The organism is Streptosporangium sp. NPDC051023 (assembly GCF_040689595.1).
Lineage (GTDB): Bacteria > Actinomycetota > Actinomycetes > Streptosporangiales > Streptosporangiaceae > Streptosporangium.
Window position 1 is genome coordinate 1 of the sequence record NZ_JBFBCE010000071.1, and the last position, 20954, is coordinate 20954.

At 68.5% G+C, this 20954-nt stretch carries 43 protein-coding genes; all 43 read left to right on the plus strand.

What is annotated here, in order from left to right; genetic code table 11:
- Positions 1 to 151: 151 nt before the first annotated feature.
- The 43 genes from AB0395_RS34755 to AB0395_RS34965 all read left to right on the plus strand — a co-directional run bounded on the left by AB0395_RS34755 (position 152) and on the right by AB0395_RS34965 (position 20857).
- A complete protein-coding gene (locus tag AB0395_RS34755) occupies positions 152 to 541 on the plus strand; it encodes a hypothetical protein (protein ID WP_366288253.1) in 390 nt (129 codons plus the stop codon).
- Between the two features lie 68 nt (positions 542 to 609).
- Complete coding sequence (locus AB0395_RS34760) at positions 610 to 987, plus strand: hypothetical protein (RefSeq protein WP_366288255.1); 378 nt, start codon at positions 610 to 612, stop codon at positions 985 to 987.
- 30 nt (positions 988 to 1017) lie between these two features.
- Positions 1018 to 1299 carry a hypothetical protein gene (locus tag AB0395_RS34765; RefSeq protein WP_366288257.1) on the plus strand — a complete coding sequence of 94 codons (282 nt, stop codon included), beginning with the start codon at positions 1018 to 1020 and terminating at the stop codon, positions 1297 to 1299.
- A gap of 51 nt (positions 1300 to 1350) precedes the next feature.
- Positions 1351 to 1698: a hypothetical protein gene (locus AB0395_RS34770; RefSeq protein ID WP_366288259.1), complete on the plus strand. Its 348-nt coding sequence runs from the start codon at positions 1351 to 1353 to the stop codon at positions 1696 to 1698.
- Between the two features lie 114 nt (positions 1699 to 1812).
- Positions 1813 to 2679 carry a hypothetical protein gene (locus AB0395_RS34775; RefSeq protein ID WP_366288261.1) on the plus strand — a complete coding sequence of 289 codons (867 nt, stop codon included), beginning with the start codon at positions 1813 to 1815 and terminating at the stop codon, positions 2677 to 2679.
- 130 nt (positions 2680 to 2809) lie between these two features.
- Positions 2810 to 3049 carry a hypothetical protein gene (locus AB0395_RS34780; protein ID WP_366288263.1) on the plus strand — a complete coding sequence of 80 codons (240 nt, stop codon included), beginning with the start codon at positions 2810 to 2812 and terminating at the stop codon, positions 3047 to 3049.
- A gap of 2 nt (positions 3050 to 3051) precedes the next feature.
- Complete coding sequence (locus AB0395_RS34785) at positions 3052 to 3363, plus strand: hypothetical protein (protein ID WP_366288265.1); 312 nt, start codon at positions 3052 to 3054, stop codon at positions 3361 to 3363.
- Between the two features lie 2 nt (positions 3364 to 3365).
- Positions 3366 to 3659, plus strand: a complete 294-nt coding sequence (locus AB0395_RS34790) for a hypothetical protein (RefSeq protein ID WP_366288267.1) — start codon at positions 3366 to 3368, stop codon at positions 3657 to 3659.
- A gap of 78 nt (positions 3660 to 3737) precedes the next feature.
- On the plus strand, positions 3738 to 3863 hold the full coding sequence (locus AB0395_RS34795) for a hypothetical protein (RefSeq protein WP_366288269.1): 126 nt from the start codon (positions 3738 to 3740) through the stop codon (positions 3861 to 3863).
- Between the two features lie 10 nt (positions 3864 to 3873).
- Positions 3874 to 4218, plus strand: a complete 345-nt coding sequence (locus tag AB0395_RS34800; protein WP_366288270.1) for a hypothetical protein — start codon at positions 3874 to 3876, stop codon at positions 4216 to 4218.
- Between the two features lie 121 nt (positions 4219 to 4339).
- Positions 4340 to 4708: a hypothetical protein gene (locus AB0395_RS34805; protein WP_366288272.1), complete on the plus strand. Its 369-nt coding sequence runs from the start codon at positions 4340 to 4342 to the stop codon at positions 4706 to 4708.
- 15 nt (positions 4709 to 4723) lie between these two features.
- Positions 4724 to 4984 carry a hypothetical protein gene (locus tag AB0395_RS34810; RefSeq protein ID WP_366288274.1) on the plus strand — a complete coding sequence of 87 codons (261 nt, stop codon included), beginning with the start codon at positions 4724 to 4726 and terminating at the stop codon, positions 4982 to 4984.
- Between the two features lie 128 nt (positions 4985 to 5112).
- Positions 5113 to 5490: a hypothetical protein gene (locus tag AB0395_RS34815; RefSeq protein ID WP_366288276.1), complete on the plus strand. Its 378-nt coding sequence runs from the start codon at positions 5113 to 5115 to the stop codon at positions 5488 to 5490.
- 81 nt (positions 5491 to 5571) lie between these two features.
- On the plus strand, positions 5572 to 6150 hold the full coding sequence (locus tag AB0395_RS34820; protein WP_366288278.1) for a hypothetical protein: 579 nt from the start codon (positions 5572 to 5574) through the stop codon (positions 6148 to 6150).
- 62 nt (positions 6151 to 6212) lie between these two features.
- Complete coding sequence (locus AB0395_RS34825) at positions 6213 to 6578, plus strand: hypothetical protein (RefSeq protein ID WP_366288280.1); 366 nt, start codon at positions 6213 to 6215, stop codon at positions 6576 to 6578.
- Positions 6579 to 6679: 101 nt separating this feature from the next.
- Positions 6680 to 7060 (plus strand): hypothetical protein, encoded by a 381-nt coding sequence (locus AB0395_RS34830; protein WP_366288282.1) that lies wholly within the window; start codon positions 6680 to 6682, stop codon positions 7058 to 7060.
- A 94-nt stretch (positions 7061 to 7154) separates the two neighbouring features.
- On the plus strand, positions 7155 to 7475 hold the full coding sequence (locus tag AB0395_RS34835) for a hypothetical protein (protein ID WP_366288284.1): 321 nt from the start codon (positions 7155 to 7157) through the stop codon (positions 7473 to 7475).
- A gap of 34 nt (positions 7476 to 7509) precedes the next feature.
- Positions 7510 to 7713 carry a hypothetical protein gene (locus tag AB0395_RS34840; protein WP_366288286.1) on the plus strand — a complete coding sequence of 68 codons (204 nt, stop codon included), beginning with the start codon at positions 7510 to 7512 and terminating at the stop codon, positions 7711 to 7713.
- Positions 7714 to 7851: 138 nt separating this feature from the next.
- The gene (locus AB0395_RS34845; RefSeq protein WP_366288288.1) at positions 7852 to 8115 is read left to right on the plus strand and encodes a hypothetical protein; all 264 of its coding nucleotides are present in this window, start codon (positions 7852 to 7854) and stop codon (positions 8113 to 8115) included.
- 106 nt (positions 8116 to 8221) lie between these two features.
- Entirely contained in the window at positions 8222 to 8668 is a 447-nt protein-coding gene (locus AB0395_RS34850) for a hypothetical protein (protein ID WP_366288290.1), read from the plus strand.
- Between the two features lie 56 nt (positions 8669 to 8724).
- Entirely contained in the window at positions 8725 to 9099 is a 375-nt protein-coding gene (locus AB0395_RS34855) for a hypothetical protein (RefSeq protein WP_366288292.1), read from the plus strand.
- A 228-nt stretch (positions 9100 to 9327) separates the two neighbouring features.
- A complete protein-coding gene (locus tag AB0395_RS34860; protein WP_366288294.1) occupies positions 9328 to 9564 on the plus strand; it encodes a hypothetical protein in 237 nt (78 codons plus the stop codon).
- Between the two features lie 61 nt (positions 9565 to 9625).
- Positions 9626 to 9943 (plus strand): hypothetical protein, encoded by a 318-nt coding sequence (locus AB0395_RS34865; protein ID WP_366288296.1) that lies wholly within the window; start codon positions 9626 to 9628, stop codon positions 9941 to 9943.
- 152 nt (positions 9944 to 10095) lie between these two features.
- Positions 10096 to 10362, plus strand: coding sequence for a hypothetical protein (locus AB0395_RS34870; RefSeq protein WP_366288298.1), 267 nt, complete (start codon positions 10096 to 10098; stop codon positions 10360 to 10362).
- Positions 10362 to 10574: a hypothetical protein gene (locus AB0395_RS34875; RefSeq protein WP_366288300.1), complete on the plus strand. Its 213-nt coding sequence runs from the start codon at positions 10362 to 10364 to the stop codon at positions 10572 to 10574. The genes AB0395_RS34870 and AB0395_RS34875 overlap by 1 nt, the downstream gene beginning before the upstream one ends.
- A gap of 143 nt (positions 10575 to 10717) precedes the next feature.
- Complete coding sequence (locus AB0395_RS34880; RefSeq protein WP_366288302.1) at positions 10718 to 11035, plus strand: hypothetical protein; 318 nt, start codon at positions 10718 to 10720, stop codon at positions 11033 to 11035.
- 103 nt (positions 11036 to 11138) lie between these two features.
- On the plus strand, positions 11139 to 11699 hold the full coding sequence (locus AB0395_RS34885; RefSeq protein ID WP_366288304.1) for a helix-turn-helix domain-containing protein: 561 nt from the start codon (positions 11139 to 11141) through the stop codon (positions 11697 to 11699).
- Positions 11700 to 11806: 107 nt separating this feature from the next.
- On the plus strand, positions 11807 to 12046 hold the full coding sequence (locus AB0395_RS34890) for a hypothetical protein (protein WP_366288306.1): 240 nt from the start codon (positions 11807 to 11809) through the stop codon (positions 12044 to 12046).
- 157 nt (positions 12047 to 12203) lie between these two features.
- A complete protein-coding gene (locus AB0395_RS34895; protein WP_366288308.1) occupies positions 12204 to 12830 on the plus strand; it encodes a hypothetical protein in 627 nt (208 codons plus the stop codon).
- 98 nt (positions 12831 to 12928) lie between these two features.
- Positions 12929 to 13339 (plus strand): hypothetical protein, encoded by a 411-nt coding sequence (locus tag AB0395_RS34900; protein WP_366288310.1) that lies wholly within the window; start codon positions 12929 to 12931, stop codon positions 13337 to 13339.
- A 99-nt stretch (positions 13340 to 13438) separates the two neighbouring features.
- Entirely contained in the window at positions 13439 to 13798 is a 360-nt protein-coding gene (locus AB0395_RS34905; protein WP_366288312.1) for a hypothetical protein, read from the plus strand.
- A 227-nt stretch (positions 13799 to 14025) separates the two neighbouring features.
- The gene (locus AB0395_RS34910; RefSeq protein WP_366288314.1) at positions 14026 to 14517 is read left to right on the plus strand and encodes a hypothetical protein; all 492 of its coding nucleotides are present in this window, start codon (positions 14026 to 14028) and stop codon (positions 14515 to 14517) included.
- 337 nt (positions 14518 to 14854) lie between these two features.
- Positions 14855 to 15400, plus strand: coding sequence for a hypothetical protein (locus AB0395_RS34915; protein ID WP_366288316.1), 546 nt, complete (start codon positions 14855 to 14857; stop codon positions 15398 to 15400).
- Between the two features lie 125 nt (positions 15401 to 15525).
- Positions 15526 to 15924, plus strand: a complete 399-nt coding sequence (locus tag AB0395_RS34920) for a hypothetical protein (RefSeq protein ID WP_366288318.1) — start codon at positions 15526 to 15528, stop codon at positions 15922 to 15924.
- 140 nt (positions 15925 to 16064) lie between these two features.
- A complete protein-coding gene (locus tag AB0395_RS34925) occupies positions 16065 to 16466 on the plus strand; it encodes a hypothetical protein (RefSeq protein ID WP_366288320.1) in 402 nt (133 codons plus the stop codon).
- Between the two features lie 229 nt (positions 16467 to 16695).
- Complete coding sequence (locus tag AB0395_RS34930; RefSeq protein WP_366288322.1) at positions 16696 to 16974, plus strand: hypothetical protein; 279 nt, start codon at positions 16696 to 16698, stop codon at positions 16972 to 16974.
- Positions 16975 to 17135: 161 nt separating this feature from the next.
- Complete coding sequence (locus tag AB0395_RS34935; protein WP_366288324.1) at positions 17136 to 17855, plus strand: hypothetical protein; 720 nt, start codon at positions 17136 to 17138, stop codon at positions 17853 to 17855.
- Positions 17852 to 18079, plus strand: a complete 228-nt coding sequence (locus tag AB0395_RS34940; RefSeq protein ID WP_366288326.1) for a hypothetical protein — start codon at positions 17852 to 17854, stop codon at positions 18077 to 18079. The genes AB0395_RS34935 and AB0395_RS34940 overlap by 4 nt, the downstream gene beginning before the upstream one ends.
- Before the next feature lie 247 nt (positions 18080 to 18326).
- On the plus strand, positions 18327 to 18548 hold the full coding sequence (locus AB0395_RS34945) for a hypothetical protein (RefSeq protein ID WP_366288328.1): 222 nt from the start codon (positions 18327 to 18329) through the stop codon (positions 18546 to 18548).
- Positions 18538 to 18741 carry a hypothetical protein gene (locus AB0395_RS34950; protein WP_366288330.1) on the plus strand — a complete coding sequence of 68 codons (204 nt, stop codon included), beginning with the start codon at positions 18538 to 18540 and terminating at the stop codon, positions 18739 to 18741. The genes AB0395_RS34945 and AB0395_RS34950 overlap by 11 nt, the downstream gene beginning before the upstream one ends.
- An 84-nt stretch (positions 18742 to 18825) precedes the next feature.
- Positions 18826 to 19938 carry a DNA cytosine methyltransferase gene (locus tag AB0395_RS34955; protein ID WP_366288332.1) on the plus strand — a complete coding sequence of 371 codons (1113 nt, stop codon included), beginning with the start codon at positions 18826 to 18828 and terminating at the stop codon, positions 19936 to 19938.
- Positions 19939 to 20017: 79 nt separating this feature from the next.
- Entirely contained in the window at positions 20018 to 20347 is a 330-nt protein-coding gene (locus AB0395_RS34960) for a hypothetical protein (protein ID WP_366288334.1), read from the plus strand.
- A 246-nt stretch (positions 20348 to 20593) separates the two neighbouring features.
- The gene (locus tag AB0395_RS34965) at positions 20594 to 20857 is read left to right on the plus strand and encodes a hypothetical protein (RefSeq protein ID WP_366288336.1); all 264 of its coding nucleotides are present in this window, start codon (positions 20594 to 20596) and stop codon (positions 20855 to 20857) included.
- Positions 20858 to 20954 lie beyond the last annotated feature (97 nt).

Consider the following 20954-nt stretch of genomic DNA (forward strand, 5'->3'; position numbering starts at 1 on the left):
CTGGCCGCCTGGATGAACTCCCGCTCCTTGAGCGAAACCGTCATGCTCCGGACGATCTTCGAGGTGACCGCGGTTTCCTCTCGACGTCAATGCTAAGTAGGCGTACAGTAAATTCTGTAAAGCAAAGCGGATCCCCAAGGAGGGCCCACAAATGCGCTACTACGACCCCGCTGACCTCGACGAGCAGGCCCGCGAGACCCTCACCACCCGGGCCGCCAACTTCGACCTGAACACCGACCTCCGAGAGGGCGACTTCGTCGACTTCGCCGACGGCGTCACCCGCCGCGTCAGCAGCATCTTCGACGGCACCGTGCAGACCAGCGACACCGGCTGCGGTTACTACCTCGGCGAGGGCTACGTGCAGATGGGCAACGGCTCCCTCTACCAGTCCGTCCCGGCGGACACCCTGACCCTCACCGACGAGCGCCGCCCCGGCACCGTGTGGTTCTCCCGCTACGACGACCGCGGCGCGGGGACCGGCATCCAGACGCAGATCGCCTTCCGCGTCTACACCTGCTCGCTGCCCGCCCCCACCGTCTGACCCCACCCCACGACCAACCGGGGGGCGGGAGGAGCGACCCGCCCCCCGGGGAACCAGGAGACCCGACCATGTCCAGCACCATCGCCACCATCGCCAAGCAGGTCCGCGCCGACATCAAGGCCGCCCGTACCGCCGGCACCCTCGGCGACCTCCCCGACGCCCTGAAGATCAGCGTCCGCAGCCGCGACGGCGACACCCTCGACATCAACCTCGACCAGGCGCCCGCCGAATGGGCCCGCCACGACCTGATCGTGCCCGGCTGCTCCTGTGGACCCCAGACCCCCGAGGGATGCCTGCACCCCGACCTCATCTCCCCGGCCGCCCGCGCCACCGGCGATGCAATCCTCGCCCTGTGCGAGGCTCGCCGCCGCGAGCACGAGTTCGGCTTCCATGTCTTCGTGTTCGAGCGTGACACCGTTGTCAGCGCCTACTACCACCGCCACTGACCCCGCCCCCCGACGCGATCGGAGCAAGCGATGCGCACCACACTCACCCCCGAACGTCTGACGGCCCTCGACGTCGAGGGCCGCAGGCAGGCCGCCGCCAGCCCCTTCGTCGCCCCCGAGGCCGCCGCCAAGTCCAAGCGGCTGATCGACGAGCGCGGTTGGGAGTGGGCGACCAGCGTCCTGCGGCGCGCCCTGAACCGCGGCCGGCACGGCTACCCCATGCTGAAGCCCGGCGAGATCGAGACCCTGATCCTCGCCGCCGAGGCCGAGTGGGAAGACCTCCAGCGCGCCGCGCAGTCCCCGGACGCCTGAACCGATCGCCGGGCCCGATCGGGGCCCGGCCCCGTTCCTACGGAGACCGTGATGACAAACGCCACCCTCGACCAGGCCACCTACCAGGGGCAGATCATCCTTACCGAGGATGTCCACCTGGACGGCTACGGCACCCTCCCGGCCCGCCAGGTCCTGGAGGTCGCCATCACCCCCGACGGCCGCGCCCTCGCCCCGCTCTACACCTCCACCGGATTCCACCTGTTCACGATCCCCGCCGACGCCTACGCCGCCGCACTCCCCGATTCGTGCCCTACCTGCGGCGCCGACCTGAAAGGGGAGGGCTACCCGGGGTGCCACCAGGACGCCGGCACCGGGTGGGAGTGCACCTACGTCATTCCCGTCGAGCAGCTGCAGGCCTGGGAGGACCCTGACGCCTGAACGCATCGCAGACGGCCCGGGCGATTGCCCGGGCCGTCTGCGTCTTCCCCTCGACATGGTTGCTAAGTAGACGTACAGTCAAATGTGTAAGAACAATTCACGCAGGAGGACGCGATGACCGCCACAACGGCCAACCAAATCACCTTCACCCGCAACGACGACGGTGGTTACAACGTGATCCGCGCCGGCGTCATCCTGGGCGCCGTCTCCAAGTTCGGCCGCGGCTGGGGCTGGCACGTCGCCGGTGACCGGGAAATGGGCCCCCTGATGGCGTCGACCCGCACCGAGGCCGCCCAGCGGGTCGTCGACTGCGTGGACACCCGCGCCATGTTCGCCGCCCACGAGCAGGCCAGGCAGGACCGCATCGCGGCCCGCGCCACGGCGGCCCAGGCCGGAGGCTACGAGCCGCTCGACGTCGCCGAGGCCGCCCCCGGCCAGATGGTTCGCCTCTGGAAGGGCGACGTCCTCGGCGACCCCGTCCTGGTCCTCCGTCACGAGGTGTTCGACCACGGCGGAGCAATCATGATCCACATTCCCGCCGACCGCGTCCGCTTCCAGCACGGCGCCCCCCTGCCCACCGACATCGCGATGCTCTCCGCCAGCGCCCGCACCGTCATGGCGCGCACCGAACGCACGCCCCAGGCCGAGGCGACCTGGACGCGCTGGGAGGCCCTCACCGAAGACAGCCCGAACGCCTACGCCCTGCGCGCCATCCCCGACGGCTGGACACCCGACACCTGGGACGCCGTCGCCGTCGGCGACGTGATCCGCGTCCCCACTCGCGTCCGCTACGACCGGGTATACGAGTGGAGCCGGGCCCGTACGGTCGGCTACATCCACCGGCCCGGCGACTGGGTCTTCATCGCCTACACCTACACCGACTTTGACGGGGAAACCCGCCACGGATCCGAGACCTTGCAGGCGCCCCTCGTCGCCCGGGGCGTCCTGCGTCCCCCGGCGCCGAAGAGGCCTGCCGGCTGAGCAACTGCGCGTGCCGCCCAGCCGGGCGGCACGCGCCATGTGTCTTCTTCCATCTCCTCTCGACACGTGTGCTAAGTAGACGTACAGTGAATTACGTCAAGGATGTGATCCACCGCCGACAGGAGGACCCGTGTCTGAGCCCATGTACGTCCTGCACATCTACGCCCACGACGGCCGCCTGGCCCTGGTCCGCGGCGGCCACCCCGACCCCTACGCCGCCCGCGCCGAGGCCCTGGAACGCTCCAACACCTACCCCGGCGGCGGCTACGAAGTCCGCCACGTCACCGAGCGCGCCTGGAAGGCCTGGGCGGCAAGCGACCACTCCCAGCCCGTGGGCACCCCGTACCGCTTCGACACCACCGAGGACTGACCATGACCGCCCCGACTGCCACCACGGCGCAGATCGTGCAGGAGCACGACCTGTCGCCCGCCATGGTCCAGGCCCTGCTGAACGGAGCCGAGAACAACTTCGCCGGCGCCTTCGACGCCGGACGGCACACCGAAGGCGCCCTGGAGCGCCGCGGTCTGGCCGAGGCATTGTTCGGCACGGCCGAGCGCCCCGCCTACCGCCGCACGGGCGTCTACGGCAGCACCACCACCGTGTATGACGCCTACCTCGGGATCTGCTGGACCGACAAGGGCCGCAAGGTCGCGGCCCTCCTACTCGCCGCACAGGAGAAGTGATCATGAGTGATCGGGAGCCGACCGACGCCGAATACCGGACCGCCCAGCGCGCCGTCGCCCGCCTCGCGCGCAGGGTGCGCGAGATCTCCGACAATCCCACGGTGCGCGGCCACCTGAGTAACGCCTACCCCGAGGAAGGTGTCGCGAGCTTCTATCTCACCAGCAACTACGGCTATCTCAACGTCGTCGAGGCGGCACGGAAGGCCGGGGCGAGTGGAGTGATCGCCGTGAGCCTGAACGTTCAGGGCGAGATCGCGGTCACCTACCGCGCAAGCGGGGCCCCGGCTTCTCCTTGACCATGCTGCTAAGTGGACGTACAGTCATAAGTGTTGAAACATCGACCGCCGGGCACGACGAACCCAAGGATTAACACCATGACCAGCCTCAACCTGCCGATCAGCCGCGGCGACGAGGTTCACGGCGAATGCGAGTGCGGCACACCCGTCACCCTCTGCCGGGGCGTCACGTACGAGACCGACGGAACCCTCCACCACTGCTAAGGAGATCATCATGGCCGCCATCGAAACCGACGGCACCACCAGCCCCCGCCCCCACCTGGTCAGCACGGCCGGAACGCACCTGGTCGGCACCATCACCGCCAGCTACGACGAGATCGTCGAGATGTTCGGCGACCCCGACACCGTCCCCGAGGTCGAGCCCATGTGGGGGATCATGATTTACCGCGACCTCACCCGCCACGACTCCAACCAGATCGCCGCCCTCTACCCCCGCGACTTCCTCAACGACCCGCGCGCGTCCCCCTGCCGGGACGTCATCTGGGGCATCGGTGGACACGACCAGGGCGTGGTGGACGCGATCGGCAACGCCCTGGCCCGTTATCGCGCCGCGGCATAGGGAAACGGCCTGGTGACCCGGGCCGTTTTCGTTTTCTCCTCTCGACGCGCATACTAGGTATGCGTACAATAAACGTGTCGGATCAGCTGAGCGGCCCATCCTCGAACCCCCAGGAGACGATATGGTCACCGACCAGAAGCAGCTGGCCGACACCATCGGCGCAGCGATCAAGGCGGCCCGCCTACCCGCCCACCCCGCCGGCGCACGATTCGACGTGACCCCCCGTGCAGTCGACCTCATCGAGGTCACCGTCCACGACGCCCCCGCCGCCTGGGCCTTGAAAGAGGTGATCGTCCCTGGCTGCGTCTGCGGTGAGGAGACCCTCGGCGGTTGCCTGCACCGCGGAGTTCTCACCGAGGCCGTGCGCGACCTCGGTGCGGCGCTGGCCGACGTCGTCGCCGACCTACGCCCCGACCTCGCCCCCGGCCTCCACACCATAATCATCCTGGAGTGCGACGGTCCCCGCCTGCTCACCATGAATCGTCCGTAGCACAAGGAGTATGCCGTGACTGCCCCCGCCCTGACTTCCGTCATGATCGACACCCTTCTGGATGTCGCCGGAGCCCACAACCTGCTCAACGTAGCCCCCGCGGCGCAGACCGAGCGCCCGGATACAGTGATCACTGTCGACCGGTGCGACCTGCAGACCACCGACCAGCTCCGCGCCGCGCTTGCCCGCTACGGGCACGACATGGCCCCCCTTGCCGGCCACGCCACCCTGGGGCGCCGAGACGGTGTCACAACCATCGCGATCCACAACACCTGATCTACACAGAACGGGCCGCCCCGGACGTCGGGGCGGCCCGTTCTGTTTTCCGGCCCCTCGACATCAACGCTAAGTGGACGTACAGTAGATTATGTAAGAAGATTGAAGGTTGACCCGGAGAGGCACCCATGACCACCACCCCGCAGGCGCAGGCCCTCACTGGAATCCTCCTCGCCTTGGAGATTCCCCAGGAAGGCTTCCGTATCCGAACCGAGCGCATTCCCCGATCCTGGGTCAACCCCAACACCAACCAGAGGGAAGCCTGGATCGAGCACGGAGACGCCCATGCCTCCTTCAGGGGCAAGGAGGCCCGGGCCCTGGCGGTCGCAAACACCCAGGCGCTGGTCGGCCAGGAGCTGACCGTCACGATCTGGCGCGGCAACTGCGGCCACGACTCCGGCGACCTCATGGTTTCCACCTGCCGCAACCCGCGCAAGACGGTGACCTACGCCCTCGCCCTCGACTACTGCCACACCTGTGGCGCCCAGGGCGGGGATGTTTCCTAACCGCTCGATATCGATGCTAAGTAGGAGTACTATAAATGGTGTTGGGCGGGAGGACTTCCCGCCCTCACCGAAGGAGGACGAATGACCACCCCCACCCCCGGCGAACTCATCCAGTTCGACCAGGTCCTGAAGGGCGACCGGCTCACCTTCCTGACCCGAGACAACGGATTCGACGGCAGCGGCGACGACATCGAAAGAACCGGAATCGTCACCCTCAAGACGGACAAGGCCATAGACCTGCACGTCGGTGGCGGTATCCACGTCTTCCGCAACGGCAAGGACCGCATCGAGGGCGCCGGCGCCCGACTGCTCCGCAGCGAGTGGTACGGCCGCTGCGTCCGGCTCGCCGAGCGGGGACGCCTGCCCTACGAAGCCGACTTCGTGGTTTACGTCGACTTCGGCACCATCGTCTGGGCCATGTGGACCCCCGACCCCGTCAAGGCCGCCGCCCCCCAGAGCCTGGCCGACACGATCCACCACCCCGCGAACAGCGACGCGGAACTCATCGCGACCATGCAGCGCCAGACCAGGGCCCAGGGCTACAGCAACTCCGGGTGGGTCATGGGGTCCGGCTCGAACCCCGGCGACTACGTGGGTGCGTCCAAGCGTGAGGCCATGGCCACCCTGCGCGCCATCGTCGCCGAGCACTTCCGCAAGTAGCCGACGGGCCCCGGTTCCGCTCGCCCGCCATCGCGACCGCCACCAGTCAAGGGAGAAGTGACATGGGCGTGAGCCCCCAGGCCCTCACTGTCATACGGGCCCTGCGCGCCATCGGCGTTCCCCGCAAGGCGTTCCGTGTTCGCACCGAGCGCACCCGGTGCTCGTGGATCCACCCCGACACCGGCAAGCGTGAGGTCTGGTTCGAGTACGGCGACGCCAACGCCATGCTCGACGCCGAAGGGCGCGCCCTGGTTGTCGAGCACGTCCAGGAGCTGGTCGCCCAAGGGCTGACCGTCACGATCTGGCGTTATCCGTGCGGCCACAACTCCAAGATCATGATGGTGTCCTCGGACTGGAACCCCCGCAAGGTCGTGTCCTACCCGACCATGGAGGCGACCTGCCGCACGTGCACCCCTACCGGCGAGTGACCCGCTCACGAAAGAGAATCTTGGGCGCCCGTCTCGACATGAATGCTAAGTCACCGTACAGTCTGAGATGTAGGGCACCACGACATTCCAGGGAGCGGAAAATGCGCACGGTCACCGTCAACGAGATCACCGTCGAAGTCGTCGTCAACAGGGCGGACGGGTACGGGCGCCGTGTCGTCCGCCGCGCGGACAACAACCGCCAGCTCGGCTGGGCCACCACCGAGGACGGACAGTTTCGGGTGTACATCCACGCCGGCGCCTTCCGTGGCGACGACGTCAACGACGAGGGTGACGCCCTCGACGAGGTCCCCGACGACCTGACCAACGCATCGGCGCCCTACCAGCACGAGCCCATCTCCCAGGAGGCCCGCCTGGGCTGGGTGCTGGAAGACCTCGTTGACCACCTGGACCGGCACCGGGCCCCCGCGGTCGGCCACCCCCGGCACCCCCGGGTCGCCCGCTGGGCCGACCGGCACCGCTGAAGGGTCGGGCTTTCTCTCGACGCATGCGCTAAGTAGACGTACCATAAATAGTGTGGATGGGTTGAGCTGCTCACCCACACCTCGGGAGGCAACAATGATCACCACCGACTACGGCAGCTGGAACCGGCGCGTCTACCGCTACGAGCTGACCGTCGAACAGTCCGCCATGATCGCCCTCGGCGACTACGCCGACGATTACGACCTTGACGCCATCGCCGCCGCCTGGCGCACCGCGATCAACGACGCCCTGCCCTCCGGCGTCACCCTGTGCGGGAACGAGTTCATCGGCCCGCGCGGCGCCACCAACTTCGGCGACTACCCCACCGACGAGGACGGAGACCTCGACATCCACGCGATCGTCGAGGGGATCGACTTCGACGCCATCGCCGCCAGGTTCGACCTCACCGCGGCCTGACCGCCCCGGCCGCCACCGATTGACCGGAGGAACCGTGACCGCCATCCGATACGCCATCACCCCCACCAGCCTGGAGCGCCGGCACGTCGTCAACCCCGACGACGAGACCCACACCCTGGAGGGGCACACGGTCCGCATGATCATCCCCGACAAGCTCGACCCCTGGTCACTCCTGGCGCGCCTGCCGACGTGCGGCACCTGCGAGCGCATGGCCAAGGGTCGCGGGATGCTGTCCTGACCCGTCCAGCCGAACGCCCCGGCGCGTGACGCGCCGGGGCGTTCGCACGCCGCAGATCTTTCCGGGGATCCCTCGACATGTTTGCTAAGTAGGAGTACAGTAAATGGTGTTGGGAGAGCGAATCGCCGGGAGGAACCCATGACCGTCAGCACCTACAACCGCGGACACCGGCACAGCATCGACGACGCCACCGGCTACCGGATCGTTCAGACCATCACCCCGGAGGGCGACCGCGACAAGCGCATCACCCTGGCGACCACCGACGGCTGCACCAGCTACGGCAAGGCGCTCGGCGTCAGGGCGGAACTCCAGAGCCACTCGATCCGCATGCGCGACAACGCCTACTTCGTGATCGAGCCGATCTACGCCTGCGGGTGCAGGGAGTACCCCGAGGTCCCCTGACGTCAGGCCCAGCTCCGCCGATCCGCTCGACACCTACGCTAGGTATCCGTACAGTCTTAGGTGTCGGGCGGATCGAATGAACCGCCCATGTCGACCAGGAGGAACCGTGACCACCGGCCAGACCTTCGCCACAACCCTGCGCGCCACCCTGCACATCGGCCCCCGTACGCGCCGGCGCCGCGCCGGTCTCGATGTGGTCGACGACATGCTCGAACAGGTCACCCTTGCCGCCACGCTGCCCGGTTACCACGCCCCTGCCCGTCAGGAGGCCTTGGCCCCCGGCTTCGCCGCGGTCCTCGCGTGGCGTAAGCACGTCGATGGCTACCGGATCGACGGCACCCAGCGCGCCTACCTGGTCAGCGTCTCCCCGTGGCGCTTCGCCGCGATCCTCGGCGACATGATCGACGCCGGGGTTTCCAACTCCGGGGAGGGGGAGCGCTACTTCGCCGCCCGGGCCGACCGGGATCGAGCGGCATGGCGCGAGCGCAACGCGACCGGCCAGCCCGCCCGGTCGAAAGCCTTGTCGGCCCTTCTCGACATCTCCACTAAGTAGGCGTACAGTAAGTGTTGTAGGCAGGACGTTCGGCCCGCATAGCCCAAGGAGCCCACATGACCGCCATCGACCTCATCGCCCAGTTCGCGACCCGCCACGAGAACCGCGAGGACACCCTCCGGATCACCCAGCCGACCAAGGAGGAGCTGCGGGCCGCCCAGGACGAGCTGGAGACCAAGACCTACGCGTGCGGACGCTGCAACTGGTTCTGCGAGAACCCGAACCCGGGCATGCCGCAGTTCCAGATGTGCACGCACGCCGTGCGGCACCGCGCGATCGAGGCGCAGGGCGACGAGGAGCTGCGCCGCACCTACCAGATGACCCAGGTCATCTGGAACGAATGGGACCACCTCATCTCCTACGCCGAGCTGTGCCGTCGCGGTATCGACACCCTCAGCATTCCCCGGCTGGCCTGGCAGACCTGGGCATGATGTCGACGCGGCGCCCCGGATCCCGCCGGATCCGGGGCGCCAGCGCGTTCCGGAGAATCTTGAACGCTCCACTCGACCCCGTTGCTAAGTAGACGTACAGTAGATGTATAGGAACCGCTCCACGGAGGACATGATGACCCAGCACCCCCCACCGCCCCCTACCGGCCCGGCGACGCCGCCCGCGGCCTCGTCTACCGCACCGGCGCAACGGTCCTGGAGTCCGGCACCGTGATCTCCTGCGAACTCGCCCCGCCATTCGCCTGCAACTTCTGCCGGCTCTACATGACTCCGCCCCCCGACGGCTTCGGGGGTCACCGCAGCGACTGCGAATGCGAATGCCACTGCTCCCGCCTTGCGGCCCAGATAGCCAAGTGGATTGTCACCGTCGACTTCGGCGACGTCAGGAAGACCTACCTCGACGTCAACCGCCGGGGGGAGAGCGACTACCTGGCGCCGGCCAGGTAGACCGAACGCACCGCAGGCCCGTTCATGTTTCTGCGACACCCTCTTAACTTCAGGAGTAACGATGAGCATCCTCTCCCTCCCCGCCGGCGACCTCGACACGATCCTCGACGCGATGAACCTGCGCGACGGCATCGGCGAGAAGGTCGAAGTCAAGCAGTACGGCGTGCGGAACGGCACCCCCTACGTGGGCATCACTTTCCCCCTCGACACGTTCACCGTCCTCGACCTCACGGGGGTGCGGGACCTGGCGCAGCGCTTCCTGGAGGCCGCGGCCACCGGGACGAACGCCGATGTCGCCGAGCGCCTCCGCAAGGGGATCGTCCCGGTGGCCGTGAACGACGCCCCCGTCCTGTACCTCCAGTTCCTCAGGCTGACCTGACGAGTCCGCCCCCGCGCGGCCCAGACGGGTCACGCGGGGCCCTTGCCCAGCCCAGGTCGCGACCTGCAGTGGGCCTCCACTCGACATCCTAGCTAAGTATCTGTACAGTAAAAAGTGTCAGGCAGACCGCACGGCCACCCTAGGAGGACACCATGACCAGCGAAAACCACCTCAACTCGATCCACCGCCCCGGCGCCCAGGTCGGCGACATCGCAATCATGATCCGCGAGGAGAACGGCGTGACGCCGATCGTCACGCGCCACGCCATCCTTGCCGCCCTCCGACAGGCGGGCCTCCTTCCCGCCGACAACCCCCAGCGGGACGCGCGCGACATCGCGGAGTTCAAGGAGCGCGACGGCAAGCTCCACAAGCCGACCATGCTCACCCTCGGCAACAGCGGGAACTGGTGGGTCGACTAATGGTCACCGAGTGGGGCGTGTTCAACGACGAGGGATGCATCGAGGACGGCATTTACAGCGAGGAGGAGGCGAAGGCCGCGGCCCAGGGGTACCGGGACCGCTACGACCAGGACCTGGAGAACGGAGACCCGCACGCCGAAGCCAAGAAGATCTGTCCGGACCACCCCGGGCAGGCCGATGACACCTGCGAGGAGTGCTGGGGCGACGAGTAGCCGACCACCACGGGCCCGCGGCACGCGCCGCGGGCCTGTTCGCGTTTCTGCAGGTCTCCACTCGACACCTTAGCTAAGTGACTGTACAGTCTAAGGTGTCGGCAGATCACACGACCTGCCCCCGGCCCACGGGAGATGACCAGATGACCACCGCCACGCTGCACGACCTCCTCACCACCTATCCCGCGGTGATCGAGCACTTCGCCGCCGACGATGACCCGCTCTGCCTCTGGTCCGGGGTCAACATCTACCTCGACGGCACCCTTGCCCAGGTCGCGATCTACACCCGCGACCCCCGCAACTGGACGCTCATCTATTACGACGCCGCCACGGCCCTCCGCCAGGGCTCCACGTTCGGAGGCCCCCAGACCACCCCCCAGGACGCCATCCGGCATCACGTCGAATACGCCCTCCACGTCCGCGCCAGCGCGATCGGCGAATACGTCCACACGGCCGCCTGACCCCCGCCCCCGGGGGCCCGTAGCACCACGCCGCGGCCCCCGGGGAGCATGCCGGTCGGACCACCCCAGGACACTAACCACCCCCAGCGGCCACCCTCCCCCCATGAACGACGCACCACGCATCCCCGGAGGCCGCAGAACGAAACTCACCCCCGACACCCAGAAACGCATCATCGACGCCGTGCGCGCCGGCGCCACCTACCAAGCAGCAGCCGGTGCCGCAGGCGTCGCCGAACGCACCTTCTACCAGTGGCTCCAGAAGGCCGAACAACCCGGCGCCGATCCCGCCCTCGTGCAGTTTGCGCATGACCTTAACCGCGCGCGTAACGAGGTCGAGGTGCGCCTGGTGGCCGGATCGGTGATGAAGGCGGCAATGGGAGGCGCGGTGGTGCGGGAGACGACGCGCACGCTGCGGGACGGCACCCAGGAGACGGTGCGCGACTATGCGCCCCCCGACGGTCGTCTGGGTCTCGATGTGTTGGCCCGGCAGTTCCGAGAGCGTGGATGGGCCCGGGAACGGTTGGAGGTGACCGGCGCCGATGGGGGACCGATCCAGGTGCAGCATGCGGTGATCAATCAGCTTGCCGAGCAGTTGCAGGCCGAGTTGGAGGCTTGTCGGCCGTCGGTGGTGGTGGAGGCGGTCGAGGTGGAGGGGGATGGGTGACGCGGGGGGTGTTCGTGGCCCGTGCTCACTTGACCACACTGCTAAGTAGACGTACAGTCAATGATGTGGGGCGGAACGGCCGCCCCCGCCGGACCCCAGGAGGACCCGTGAACGCCACCCGCCAGCAGGCCGAGATCGCATTCGAGATCTACATGGGCAAGGAGGGGGTCCAGGGTGCGCGACTCACCGGCCGGTACGCGACCCTCGGCTTCCACGGCATCGCTGGCGACACCGAGACGCTATTCGAGGTCGAGGGCGCCAATGGGCGCACGGTGGCCTGGATCCAGGAGGACGGCTGGAACGTCGGGGAAACCCTCGGCGGCTACGTCGACATGCCGGAGGAGTGACCGGTCGCCATCGGCCCGGACCCAGCTGGGGTTCGGGCCGATGGCGTGCGCGGGGAGGATTCTGCGGATCGGCTGTGGATTCCCCTCGACACTGTTGCTAAGTAGGCGTACAGTAAAAGTGTTGGAAGACAGGCCCGTATGATCCCAAGGAGCCCCCGTGACCACCGATCGCGCCATCCTCTCCCGTACCGCTCGCACCGTCGGCATGAGGTGTGACGTCGCCATAGCGGACGCCGTCTCCTACCGGTACGGAGAGAAGTCCCTCACGGCCTACTACGACGAAGATGCCAGATTCACCTGGGCGTCCTACACCAACTTCGCGATCTCCTACGAGGGGGAGGTGGTGGAGTCGCTGGCCGATGCCGCCCGGATCCTCGCCGGCATGGGGGCGGACGCGAGGGCCGACCGGGAGCGATTCGAGTCGCCGATCGACTGGGAGGAGCTGCCCCCCGCGGCGCAGGACGCCTACATGGCCACCCTCGCCCCGATCCCCGACGAGGACCCAATGACCGCCCCCAACGAGGCGGCTGTCCGAGCCGTCATGGAGTGCGAGGGCAAGGGGGAGCGCTGGACGATCGAACTGGTCTACGAGCCCGTAAAGCCGGTGACCGAGCACTGCACGGCGTGGAGGTGGGTCGTCTCCACCGAACGACGGGCTGCCAACGGGGCATCGCTGGGCGGCTCGATACGTGGCCGATTCGTGGAGTACGCCGAGGCCTACCGGGCGTACCGGGCGGGGCGTGCGGGGGCCCTCCGGAACGGATGGCGCGAGGTCAAGGCCTGACGTGCATGGCGGCGGTGTCGGGGGTTCCCCTCGACACCGCCGCTAAGTAGACGTACAGTAATTGATGTAGGGAAACGAACGGGCCACCGGGAGGAACCGTGACCACCACCACGACCGCGCCAATCACCCTCGCCGACGTCCGCAAGGCGGACCAGCGCACCATCGGCGCCCCCTGTCCGGCGACCCTCACCCCCGTTGACCCCGGACACGGCCTGCCGCCGGTGTACCTGGTGAGCATCGACCCCAGCACGGCGTGCTTCTACGGCCGTACCGTGCCGGCGGAGGTCACCATCGGTGGCATCACCAGGGGATCGCGGGGCTGGACGGTTGTCGCCTACCGGGACCGCGAGGCGTTCATGCGCGGGGAGGGGGAGGCGTTCTACGTCCCCGTCGAGGCGCGGAACCGCGAGCAGGCCGTACGGATGGTCCTGCGCTACTGGAAGGGCGCCGCCTCCCCCCTCGGCTGGGGTGTCGCCGGTCTGGGCGCGGCCGAGTGGCGTCGCGTGTGAACGGATCTGCGTCTTCCACTCGACGCAAATGCTAAGTAGGAGTACAGTAGATGTTGTTGGGCGATGCGAGCGGATCGCCCCGGACCACCAGGAGGACACATGAACGCCACCCTGCAGACCCTCGTCGAGATGTTCGAGGCCAACGTCGCCGAGGCCGAGCACTGGAAGGCCGACGCCGAGAGGGACGGCAGCACCGAGCGCGTGGCCATCAACACCAGCCGCGCGCAGGCAGCCCGGTGCCACATCGACATGGCCAACCGCGCCTCCGACCTCGACGACCTCACCGCCCAGCTCGTGGTCGACGCACGCGACCGCAAGGCCGCGGGGGAGGTGGAGGAGGCGTGGACGGCCAGGCGCCACCTGGGCATGGCGCTCCTGATCGAGAACCGTGGCGGTGAGGAGCTCTACGATCACGACTTCTTCGCCGCGGCCAACACGTACCTGGAGAGGGTCGCCTAGAAGGTGGGCCCCGGGCGCCATCCCCACCATGGGGCTGGCGCCCGGGAACCTGCGGGATCCCTAGATGATGCGGGGCGGATCGTCCGCCCCGGAAGGCGGTACGGCGCGGTGAACGGGCCTCGGGGGGGGTTCCCGGGGCCCGTTTGCCGTACCGGCCCTCTGTCGACGGGCGAGATTCTTTCCGGATCCCCTCGACCTTGATGCTAAGTAGCCGTACAGTCGATGGTGTGGGGCGATGGGAACGGCCCGCCCCGAACCGCGAGGAGGAACACATGACCGGCGCCTACACCGTGAACGGCACCACCATCACCATCCCCATGACCCTCGGCCGTCGGACCACCCCCATACACATCGCCTTCGAGGTCGACGGCTCGACCGTGACGTACTCCATAAGCGGGGCCAACCCGGGGCCCCTCTGCCGGCGGTTGACCCCGGCTGTTGCCACCGACCTCGCCGCGGCGCTCGTCCAGGCCGTTGCGTGCGGCTACGAGCACGGCACCCCCCTGGAGGTCGGGGAGCGCGCCTACGACTTCCGGCTGGTGTCGGTTGACGGGACCCCTACCCCGCGTGTGGTCGCCACGTTCGACGGCAGCGACCGGGTGATCATGGAGAACTTCCCGCCCGTCCCGTCCCACCTCCCCCTCGACGCCATGCGGGCGCTCAATACGGCATTCGGTCTGGGTGCGGATTGCGCGCTCATCTCGGCCATCTCGGCATAGGGCACCCCGAACGGGCCCCCGACACCCCCGGGGGCCCGTTCCGCATCCTTGGCCCCGGGGTCCGGCACCGTGCCGGACCCCGGGGCCATCACCGTTACGGGGTGATCGGTCGCCCAGGCCGCCCCCGTACGGCCAACCGTGCGGGCCCGTAGGCCACACGGGGGCGCACGAGGCCCCATGGTGGCGAGGGCGTGCGCGGGGGCGACTGCGGGGCGTATGGGCCCCGGATTCCGGACCAAGATTCTTCCCGGATCCCCTCGACCTTGATGCTAAGTAGACGTACAGTCAATGCTGTGGAGCGGAACGGCCGCCCCCGTCGGCGTCAAGGAGGAACCCCATGAACGGCATCCCGACCACCCCCAGCCCGGTCGAAGCCCTGCGTGCCGAGGGGATCGACTTCCCCTGGGGCTATGAGAGCCAGGGCATGAACGCCCTCCTCCACTTCGCCGAGGGGCTCGCCCAGGCCCTTTCCGCCGAGGAGCGCGACCGCGTCTGCGAGCGCCTGGCGCCGATGCTCGTCGAGGCGTTCCGGGAGGGGCTGCGCCCCCGCATGGGCGACGTGGTCGACATGGTCCGCCTGTGGCTGTGCGGGCCCGTCCTCCTTGACGCCGAGACGGAGGGGGGCCCCGCTGGGCGGGACCGCGTCGCCCTCCACCTGGCCGCGCTCGCCCGCGGACACCGGCAGGCGGACGCGAGCAACGCCATGCGACGCGTGCAGCGTCGTTCGGAGATGCGGCACCTGGTCGAGGGGGCAGCCCACTTCGTAACGGCACGCACGGCCGCCTCGGCGGTTGACGTGGTCGCCAGGGCCCTCCTCTTCGCTACGGTGCGCACGGCCATCCAGACCGCCGACGTGCCCCTCAGGCTCCTCCTCCCGCTGTAATCCCAGGGGCTTCCGGATCCCGCACGAGAGGTTTCCGGAAGCCCCTCGACATAGATGCTAGGTATCCGTACAGTCAATGGTGTGGGGCGGAACGGCCGCCCCCGCCGGCGCCAAGGAGGAACCCCATGGCCAGCACCATTCCCGTCGAGACCGCCGAGACCCTCTTCACCACCTCCATGAACCACGCGTTCGACGCCCAGGCCAAGGTCCGCGCGCGGCTCGCCGAGGAGATCGCCGAGCAGGTCGAGAAGGGGACCATCTACGACCTCTCCGACTCCATGCGCACGGTGATCGCCAAGGACGCCGAGGCCGCCCCGTGGCACCGCGTGGCTTCCTACCGGAAGGACGGCCGGACCCTGTTCGAGGCCGTTCGGTGCGCCCACACGTTGGCCATGGAGTACTTGATCCAGCACGGCATTTCGATCAGCAGCGACCACATCAGCAACCATGTCGCGATAGCCGACCAGAACGGGCTACGCCGTTTCGTTGCCGACGTCGCCCCGATCCTGCGAGCCGCCTCCTAGGCGTCCGCCCCCTCCGGGACGGGTCTCCCCGTCCCGGAGGGGGCGGACTTCCGGAAGCCCCTCGACGTCGATGCTAAGTGGCCGTACAGTCAATAGTGCGAGGGCGGAACGGCCGCCCCCGCCGGCACAAGGAGCGCACCATGAAGACCATCGAGACCCAGACCGCCGAGACCTTCCTCACCGCCACCATGAAGCGCGCGCTCGACGCCCAGACCACGGTCCGCGCGCGGCTCGCCGAGGAGATCGCCGAGCAGGTCAAGACCGGAGCCCCCGGCGACCTGGTCTCCACCATGCGCACCGTGATCCACAAGGATGCCGAGGCCGACCCGTGGCACCACGTGGCCAGCTACCAGAACGACGGCCAGACCCTGATCGAGGCCGTGCGACGCACGCACGACATGATCACTCAGGCGCTCCTCCGGTTCGGGATCTCGGTCACCAGCCAGCACATAGCCAACGAGGCCGCCATCGCCAAGCACGACGGGATGCGCCGTTTCGTGTCTGACGTCGCCCCGCTCCTGCGGGCCCTGGACGCCGAGTAGGGGCACCCCGTACCCCGGGGCGGGGCCCCCGCCCCGGGGTACGTGCGGGGCGGCTGGCGCCACTACGGGGCCCGGAACCCCCATAGGGTCGGGCCCCCCGGGGTGGTGGTCCACACGTGATCGGCGCGCAGGATTTTCCGGGGCGGACTTCGCGGAAGCCTCTCGACGCCGTTGCTAAGTAGACGTACAGTAAATGTGTAGGGCGACACCGACGACCGAAGGAGCCACCATGCTCACCATCCCCACCAGCCAGGTTCGCGACATCCTCGACCTCGCCGCACTCAACGACGACGTCATCAGGATCGCGGGGGTGACCCGCAAGGGCGCACCGGCCATCGCGATCACCATCGACACGAGCGCGGGTGACGTGAGCGAGCGGTTCCAGGGCGGCATCGCCGACCACCTCGGCTCGTTCATGGTCGAGACCCTCGCCCCCCGCACCACCGTCACCAGGTGCCGCAACGGCTACCAGGTGATCACCATCACCCAGACGCGGCTGGGCGACTAGCCCCAGGCGGGGCGGGGCGCACACCCCGCCCCGCCCGGACCCCCCGGGGTCGTTCAAAAGTTCGGATCTTCGCGGCGCGCCGCGCGGTGGGGGTCTTTTTCTGCGGGGTGGCTTTTCCCCGGAAAACGTTTCTAAGTACCCGTACAATCATGTGAGGTTCCATGGAAATTCCCGGCGACTCCACCGCCTATCCCATCCGTATCGAGTACATCGACCCCAACCCGTGGGACAAGGACTGCACCCGCCGCACCGGCGTCCCCACGCAGAAGTACGCCGGATGCCAGACCCTGCAGCAGGCCGAGCGCGGCGCGGGGCACATGTCCAGCACCAGGCTCTCTGGCATCCTCGTCACCGTCTACGACGCCGCCAGCGGCACGTGGAAGCCGTACCCGTGCGTGTGGTGCGGCCAGTCCATCAACTGTCCGCGCAGCGCGGACTGGTGGATCCACATCGACAGCGGAGAGGCCCCCTGTGTCGGCCACCCCGGGCGCTCGGCGGCGCCGACCCTTCCGGTCCCGTGCCCGGAGCCGGTCACCCCGGCCGCGTTCTGGATGCAGGCGCTCGCGGCGATCGAGGACGGCGAGCGCACCAACCTCGCCGGGCTGGTCGAACGCACCCTACTGGTTCGCTACGCCGACCTTCGGGGTAATCGGGAGCGGTTGTTCGGGGTGGAGAACCGGGACGCCTTGGAGCAGCACAACGGCGACCGGAGCGCGGCCACGGAGTTGATGGACTACTACCTCGGCCAGATCGGCTACTGCAATCCCGGCGCGCGTGTCTGTCGCAGCGACGGCCACTTCATGGAGGCCGAGGAGCTGCGCCGCCACGTGCGCGGGTGCATCGAGAGCTACCGCCTGGCACCGGGAGGCGATGACCGGTGACCCCTGACTACGAGTTCCTGCTCACCTGGGGCAGGCCGGGCCACGATCCGAATTACGCCCTGACCCGCGACCACGCCCAGGAGTTGGTTGACGGCTGGCGGGGGACCGGCACTTTCGCCGGCACCCTCGACAGCGGTGACCTGCAGTTCACGAACAATCGCGGCCGGACCGCGGTCATCCGTCCCTACGTCCCCTATCGAGCCCGGGAAGGAGAGTCCTCGTGATCAACTGCTTGGCCTGTGGGAGTCCGTGCGTGGACCCGCAGGGCCGCACCTGGTGTCGGGCGTATGAGTGCCACGGTCACGCCGACAAGCGTTGCCTCATCGTCTCCCGGCGCGGGAAGCCGACCTCCAAGGAGGTGGACCTGTGCGCCCACCACGCCCAGTGCGGCAGCAGCACCTTCCGGGTTGTGCGGGTCCTGGGTGACGCGCCGCGCCGGGCCGTCAGCGATGCGGATCAGGGGGACCGGTGATGGCCCGAAAGCCCAGTGAGCACGTATGCGGCAGGTGCGGCCTGGCCGTCTACGCCTGGGGTGTCGAGGGGTGGAAGCACGCCGCCTCGGGCACCACCTCGTCCTCCTGTGGGCGAACGCCCCAGGTGGTGACCCGCGCCGCCTACAAGGAGCAGGCCGCCGCCGAGGTCGCCGCGCTCGCCCACGCCCTGCGGAACCTGGGAGGCTCGGGTGGCCGGTAGGAAAAGCAGCATGGTCGGCCGGGTCTACCTCGACCCCGGTGATCGCCTGTCGGGTCGGCGGGATCCCGCCGAGCCGGTCACCGTCCTGTGCGGTTGGGGGCCGGGCGGCGGCCCCCGTAATGTCCTGATCGAGCGCGAGGACGGCACCCGCGACGTCGTGCCGTTCTGCCGGCGTCTGCGCCGCGCTTCCTGAACTCCCTCCTTCCAAGAGCATGCTAAGTAGGCGTACAGTCAATGCGGGGGCCATCCCCCCGCATTGACTGGCAGGAGATGAACCATGAGCCGCAGCACCGAACGACTCATCGCCGACCTGTTCGCCGGGCCCGGCGGCTGGGACATGGCCGCCTGGATCCTGAGCTTTCCCGACGTGTACGGCTTCGACATCGACGCCGACGCCTGCGCCACCGCCCGCGCGGCCGGGTTTCTACGCACCCAGGCCGACGTGCGCTCACTGAACCCCGCGGACTTCCGCGACACGCGAATGGCGATCATTTCCTCCCCATGCCCGACCTTCAGCCGGGGCGGTAAGCGGACCGGGGTGACCGGCAACGATCCCGAGATCATCAGCACCGGCATCTGCAGCCTGGGGGACAGCGAGGTTGGCCTCCGTAGCGACGACGACTACGCCACGGCCTACGACCGGGTCCGCGACCCGCGCACCGCCCTGATCCTGGAGAATCTGCGCTTCGCGCTCCGCATGCCGAACGTGCGGTGGGTCGTCGCCGAGCAGGTTCCCGCCGCCCGCCCCGTCTGGATGGAGATGGCCGCGGAGCTGGCCATTGCCGGATACCGGTCCTGCCACGTGGTGACCGTGCACGGCGAGGACCTGGGCCTACCGTCGCGCCGTAGCCGCGCCTTCCTCCTCGCCACCCGCCACCACACCCCCGACCTCATCGCCGATCTGCCGGTACGCGAGCACTGGAGCTGCGGTCTTATCGATCCCCCGACGGTTCACCTGGCCGCCGCCGAGCCTCTGCTTCCGCCGATCAGCATGGCCATGGCGCTCGGCTGGCCGTCGGGGGAGAGGATCAACACGCGCGGCCAGCGCAGGACGTCCGGCGGCAACGAGTTCAGCGCGGACCGGCCCGCCTGGTGTCTCACGGAGAAGGCGCGGTCGTGGCGGCGGGTGTCCGACGGGCGGCAACTCACCGAGTCCGAGGCCGGGCTGTTGAACGGCTTCCCGGCCGATCACCCGTGGCAGGGAAGCCGGTCGAAGAGGTTTCTTCAGATCGCCGACGTGGTCGCTCCGCCGGTCGCCGCAGCCGTCCTCGCGACGGCCATGGAGATCCCCTGGCGCGAGCGGGTGCGGGAGTACCTGGAGGGCATCTACCCCGCCGGAGTCGCCGTACCGGTTGGAGTGCAGGGGTCCTTGTTCGCGGTCCATCAGTGACCTTATGCTAAGTAGGCGTACATTCAATGGCGCGAGCGGTATGAGCGAGCCGCCTCGCGCCACACCCAAGGAGATGACCATGACCACCGTCGACACCACCCCCACCTCCGACGATCTCCGCGCCGTTGCCGCCCAGGCCCGGGAGGACGCCCGCCGCTACACCGGTCTCCTGCGTGTCCTCACCGGCTACGCCCACAACAGCGAGCAGCCGATGACCGACGTCATCCTCGGCCTCGCCATCCGCCGCGCCGAGACGCACCAGCACGCCGCCGAGTACCTCGCCGGCTACCTGGCCGCCGCCGCGGCCTACCGGTCGGCTATGGAGGAGCTGATCAACCGTCGCGAGGAGACGCTGGTCACCCTCCGCCTCTACGCCGACGGCGCCCTCCACGCCGACGCCGCCGCCTAGCGTCGTGGGCAGCGCGATTTCGACCAAACTCCTCTCGCGCTAAGTAGGAGCCTCATAGAGTGGCGCTGAGTTGAATGCGATGACCGGGAGAGTGTGTCTGATGGCTGCCGGAATCAGCTGGATCTGATCCCTCGCGGGGCGGGCGAAAGCCCGCCCCGCACGCCTTTCCCCGCCGTGTCCCCGTGAGGTCTCCGGGCCGCTGCGCCACCATAGGCGAGACACCATGGCGCAACCGGGAGGACAGCGATGGGCTGGAGGAGCGCACATCCGGGCCGCACGCTCCTGTCGCGCACGGTCGAACTGCTCGCACGAATCCTGCTGTTGAGTGGCGGGACGGCCCTGGCTGTCGCCGTATGGATCGACGACATCATCCTGGCCGCTATCGGCTTCCTGGCGATGACGCTCGGCGCCATCGGGGTCGGGCTCGTCCTCCTCGAACGCGCCGACCACCCGCAGGGCCAGGAGGGCGGCGCGGGTGAACGTCAGTGTTCCACCATCCCAAATGACTAAGTACATGTACGGTTGCTGCGTCGATAATCCCTCGGAGGGCGCCTCGTATGGCCCACAAAGCGCACGAAATCAAGGCCACCCAGTTTCGGGACCCCGC

Bases quoted from the DNA above. Each gene is read 5' to 3' on its own strand.
- AB0395_RS34755 (WP_366288253.1), top strand. From the start codon at position 152: ATGCGCTACTACGACCCCGCTGACCTCGACGAGCAGGCCCGCGAGACC.
- AB0395_RS34760 (WP_366288255.1), top strand. From the start codon at position 610: ATGTCCAGCACCATCGCCACCATCGCCAAGCAGGTCCGCGCCGACATC.
- AB0395_RS34765 (WP_366288257.1), top strand. From the start codon at position 1,018: ATGCGCACCACACTCACCCCCGAACGTCTGACGGCCCTCGACGTCGAG.
- AB0395_RS34770 (WP_366288259.1), top strand. From the start codon at position 1,351: ATGACAAACGCCACCCTCGACCAGGCCACCTACCAGGGGCAGATCATC.
- AB0395_RS34775 (WP_366288261.1), top strand. From the start codon at position 1,813: ATGACCGCCACAACGGCCAACCAAATCACCTTCACCCGCAACGACGAC.
- AB0395_RS34785 (WP_366288265.1), top strand. From the start codon at position 3,052: ATGACCGCCCCGACTGCCACCACGGCGCAGATCGTGCAGGAGCACGAC.
- AB0395_RS34790 (WP_366288267.1), top strand. From the start codon at position 3,366: ATGAGTGATCGGGAGCCGACCGACGCCGAATACCGGACCGCCCAGCGC.
- AB0395_RS34795 (WP_366288269.1), top strand. From the start codon at position 3,738: ATGACCAGCCTCAACCTGCCGATCAGCCGCGGCGACGAGGTTCACGGC.
- AB0395_RS34800 (WP_366288270.1), top strand. From the start codon at position 3,874: ATGGCCGCCATCGAAACCGACGGCACCACCAGCCCCCGCCCCCACCTG.
- AB0395_RS34805 (WP_366288272.1), top strand. From the start codon at position 4,340: ATGGTCACCGACCAGAAGCAGCTGGCCGACACCATCGGCGCAGCGATC.
- AB0395_RS34815 (WP_366288276.1), top strand. From the start codon at position 5,113: ATGACCACCACCCCGCAGGCGCAGGCCCTCACTGGAATCCTCCTCGCC.
- AB0395_RS34820 (WP_366288278.1), top strand. From the start codon at position 5,572: ATGACCACCCCCACCCCCGGCGAACTCATCCAGTTCGACCAGGTCCTG.
- AB0395_RS34825 (WP_366288280.1), top strand. From the start codon at position 6,213: ATGGGCGTGAGCCCCCAGGCCCTCACTGTCATACGGGCCCTGCGCGCC.
- AB0395_RS34830 (WP_366288282.1), top strand. From the start codon at position 6,680: ATGCGCACGGTCACCGTCAACGAGATCACCGTCGAAGTCGTCGTCAAC.
- AB0395_RS34835 (WP_366288284.1), top strand. From the start codon at position 7,155: ATGATCACCACCGACTACGGCAGCTGGAACCGGCGCGTCTACCGCTAC.
- AB0395_RS34845 (WP_366288288.1), top strand. From the start codon at position 7,852: ATGACCGTCAGCACCTACAACCGCGGACACCGGCACAGCATCGACGAC.
- AB0395_RS34855 (WP_366288292.1), top strand. From the start codon at position 8,725: ATGACCGCCATCGACCTCATCGCCCAGTTCGCGACCCGCCACGAGAAC.
- AB0395_RS34865 (WP_366288296.1), top strand. From the start codon at position 9,626: ATGAGCATCCTCTCCCTCCCCGCCGGCGACCTCGACACGATCCTCGAC.
- AB0395_RS34870 (WP_366288298.1), top strand. From the start codon at position 10,096: ATGACCAGCGAAAACCACCTCAACTCGATCCACCGCCCCGGCGCCCAG.
- AB0395_RS34875 (WP_366288300.1), top strand. From the start codon at position 10,362: ATGGTCACCGAGTGGGGCGTGTTCAACGACGAGGGATGCATCGAGGAC.
- AB0395_RS34880 (WP_366288302.1), top strand. From the start codon at position 10,718: ATGACCACCGCCACGCTGCACGACCTCCTCACCACCTATCCCGCGGTG.
- AB0395_RS34885 (WP_366288304.1), top strand. From the start codon at position 11,139: ATGAACGACGCACCACGCATCCCCGGAGGCCGCAGAACGAAACTCACC.
- AB0395_RS34905 (WP_366288312.1), top strand. From the start codon at position 13,439: ATGAACGCCACCCTGCAGACCCTCGTCGAGATGTTCGAGGCCAACGTC.
- AB0395_RS34915 (WP_366288316.1), top strand. From the start codon at position 14,855: ATGAACGGCATCCCGACCACCCCCAGCCCGGTCGAAGCCCTGCGTGCC.
- AB0395_RS34920 (WP_366288318.1), top strand. From the start codon at position 15,526: ATGGCCAGCACCATTCCCGTCGAGACCGCCGAGACCCTCTTCACCACC.
- AB0395_RS34925 (WP_366288320.1), top strand. From the start codon at position 16,065: ATGAAGACCATCGAGACCCAGACCGCCGAGACCTTCCTCACCGCCACC.
- AB0395_RS34930 (WP_366288322.1), top strand. From the start codon at position 16,696: ATGCTCACCATCCCCACCAGCCAGGTTCGCGACATCCTCGACCTCGCC.
- AB0395_RS34935 (WP_366288324.1), top strand. From the start codon at position 17,136: ATGGAAATTCCCGGCGACTCCACCGCCTATCCCATCCGTATCGAGTAC.
- AB0395_RS34945 (WP_366288328.1), top strand. From the start codon at position 18,327: ATGGCCCGAAAGCCCAGTGAGCACGTATGCGGCAGGTGCGGCCTGGCC.
- AB0395_RS34955 (WP_366288332.1), top strand. From the start codon at position 18,826: ATGAGCCGCAGCACCGAACGACTCATCGCCGACCTGTTCGCCGGGCCC.
- AB0395_RS34960 (WP_366288334.1), top strand. From the start codon at position 20,018: ATGACCACCGTCGACACCACCCCCACCTCCGACGATCTCCGCGCCGTT.
- AB0395_RS34965 (WP_366288336.1), top strand. From the start codon at position 20,594: ATGGGCTGGAGGAGCGCACATCCGGGCCGCACGCTCCTGTCGCGCACG.